Source organism: Stenotrophomonas sp. GbtcB23 (assembly GCF_019091045.1).
GTDB lineage: Bacteria > Pseudomonadota > Gammaproteobacteria > Xanthomonadales > Xanthomonadaceae > Stenotrophomonas > Stenotrophomonas rhizophila_A.
The window spans coordinates 1-2,779 of the sequence record NZ_JAGXKC010000095.1; the positions used below are offsets into that span (position 1 = coordinate 1).

Annotated in this window: 3 protein-coding genes; 2 read left to right on the forward strand and 1 reads right to left on the reverse strand. The window is 66.2% G+C overall.

Annotated features, from left to right (window positions below; translation table 11 throughout):
- Positions 1 to 55: 55 nt before the first annotated feature.
- The gene (locus tag KVS69_RS18010) at positions 56 to 376 is read right to left on the reverse strand and encodes a hypothetical protein (protein ID WP_217539377.1); all 321 of its coding nucleotides are present in this window, start codon (positions 374 to 376) and stop codon (positions 56 to 58) included.
- Positions 377 to 855: 479 nt separating this feature from the next.
- Here KVS69_RS18010 and KVS69_RS18015 point away from each other — a divergent pair, with 479 nt between their 5' ends.
- Both KVS69_RS18015 and KVS69_RS18020 read left to right on the forward strand, forming a co-directional pair.
- Positions 856 to 1,680: an AraC family transcriptional regulator gene (locus KVS69_RS18015; protein ID WP_217539378.1), complete on the forward strand. Its 825-nt coding sequence runs from the start codon at positions 856 to 858 to the stop codon at positions 1,678 to 1,680.
- A 68-nt stretch (positions 1,681 to 1,748) separates the two neighbouring features.
- Positions 1,749 to 2,779 (forward strand): alpha/beta fold hydrolase (locus KVS69_RS18020; RefSeq protein WP_345776823.1); only part of this gene is annotated, 1,031 nt, incomplete at its 3' end.

The window sequence follows — 2,779 nt, forward strand, 5'->3', positions numbered from 1 at the left end:
CTTGCGCCCTTGCGGGTCCGGGGCGACGCTGCCGCCACCCCGCCTCGGCGCTCACCTATCCAACCGGCCCCAGCTTCCAGCTGCCACCCGTCTTCTCAAACCGCACCATCGCCTTGGACAGCGCTTCTGGCGACGGGTCTTTCGCGAGGACAAACAGATCACGCCCGATGCCCAGGTACATCCGTGTTCCGGGCTCGACGCCCAGTCCACGCATCCATAGCCCCCGCGCCTTCAGACAGGGAATCGTTGGGCAGCCGGGATAGGTTTCGAGTCCGTCGTGATGAAGCGCGTTGATCATTACGCTCTTCGGCGCGCGCCAGAAGCCCCTGAGGAGGGCGCGTTGCTCGGGGGTCAAGTTCGTCCAGTCGTCGTGCATGATGGTTCTCCTCTGTGTTCTCCCTCGCCGGGATGGCGAGGGAGTCGGGAGGTTCAGAACCGCGAACGAGCTAGAACGGTGCGACGTATTTCCGCGAGGGTGTTGTATTCGGCCACCCTCCCGACACAGGTCGTGCAACTTGCAATGCTCGCTACGGGTTCTGACACCCAAGGCACACCATGCGACAGAGGTGAAGGTACTGGAACTCGACGTCGTCCGGTCCCGGTTCACGGCATCAATTGGTTCGCGAAACGGCATGTGCCGGGCGAATCGTTTCGTGAGATTCCGTGTGGCGGCGCGCATTTACCCAGGCACCAGGTCGCACTTCCGGAGTTACTCGCGCTAGCAAAAAGGTTCCCCGAACAACCCACACCACTGTCGCTCCCAGCCCACACCGCGCACCAACAGCAAGATCCCGCAAACGCGCTCCCCCGCCCTGCGCTACGCTGCCACCCAGTCACTGGCACGGAGCAGGCGTCATGGGAGCGGCACGCAAGGCCTTGTGGTACATCGAGAGCCACTTTGCCGAGAACCCGTCGCTGGCCCAGATCGCCGAGGCGGTCGAGCTCTCGCCGTTCCACCTCTCACGCCTGTTCCAGGTCAGTACCGGTACCTCGATGGCGCGCTATCTTCGCGCGCGTCGCCTGACCGAGGCGGCTCGCACCCTGGCGGCGGGCGGCGTCCCCATTCTGGATGTCGCCCTGGCTGCCGGCTATGCCTCCCATGCGGCCTTCACTCATGCCTTTACGGAGCAGTTCAAGCAGGCACCGGAACAGGTGCGCCGGGAAGGCCTGCACGGACTGGCGCTGGTGGAGGCCATCAAGCTCGACGCCCCACCCCTGCCCTGCGAGGTGGAGCCAGTACGACGGCGGCTGGGCCCGCTGCGTGTGGCCGGCATCCGCGCCCGTCATACCGCTGCCACCGTGGCGTCCATTCCCTCGCAATGGCAGCAGTTGGCGCTGACCCGGGAGCTGGGCAAGGACATCGCCTTCGGGGTCTGCTGCAACCGCGATGGCGAGGGTGCCTTCGACTACATCGCCGGCATGGAGATCGGTGCGAGCGCCGCCGTGCCGTCGGCCTGGCATGCCGTTTCCATCCCGGCCGGGGACTATCTGGTGGCGTGGCATGCGGGCCACATCTCGACGATCCGCTCCACCTGGTTCTGGCTGTTGAACGACCACCTGCCCCGCTGTGGCCTGACCTTGGCAGACGCACCTGATTTCGAACGCTATGACGCCCGCTTCGACGACCGCACCGGACACGGTGGCGTTGAGATCTGGCTGCCGCTGTCCAACCCGAGTTGACCCAAGGAGATTCTTCCGTGCGAGTACTGCCACGCGCCTTCGTCCTGCTGTCTTGTCTGTTCGCGCCAGTGGCATGGTCGGCTCAGCCCTCCCCTGCTGTTGGGGAAACCCATGGCGTGGCGCACACGGCCAGTGCGGCGGTGCGCGATGCCCGGCACAGCGACCGCGTGCGCTATACGGTGTGGTACCCGGCCCAGCCAGGTGCGAAGGAGCAGCCACTCACGATAGGGCCGCCGGGCGCGCCGCTCTTCGAGGAGGGATCTTCTGCCGTGGATGCCCCGGCTGCGCCGGGCCGGTGGCCACTGCTGTTGGTGTCGCATGGCAATGGCGGCAGTGCCCGCATGATGGGCTGGTTCGGTACTGCCTTGGCGCGCGCGGGGTACGTGGTGGTGGCGGTGGACCATCCCGGCAACAACGGCGTGGACCCGATGACGGACGCGGGCAGCATTCTGATGTGGAACCGAGCCGACGACCTCGCCGCCGCGCTGGCTGCGGTGCAGGCCGATCCCGTGCTGGCTCCGCATGTGGATGCGGACCGGCTGGGCCTGGTGGGGTATTCCGCTGGTGGGTTCACGGCCCTGGTGGCTGCCGGCGCGCGTCCGGACATGGGCAGGTTGGTCGCCTTCTGCAAGGCGTCGCCGAAGGATGGGGTCTGCGTGCCGCAGGCCGAGAACCCGGAGATGACCTTCGAGCGGCGGATGGCGGCAGTCGCTACGCCGGAACTGGCACCTTGGGTCGCCAAGTCAGCGGAGGATCGCCGCATTCCCAACGTTCGCGCGGTATTCCTGATGGCACCGGCGATTGTTCAGGCGTTCGAGCCGGGTGAGCTGGGGCGGTTGGAGGTCCCGGTGTCCGTGGTTGTGGGTGAGGCCGATGGCATCGCCTCGCCCGCTACCAACAGCAAGGTCATTGCTGATGCGAATGGCGAGGCGCGCCTGCAGGTGTTGCCTTCTGTGGGCCACTACGACTTCCTGGCCGATTGCACGGCGCTGGGCCGTGAGCGGGTGGGCAAGCTGTGCGAGGTCGACGCTGACAAGGCCGCTACGCATGAAGCGGCGATTCAGAATGCCAAAAAGCTCTTTGATTCCGCGCTTAGGTA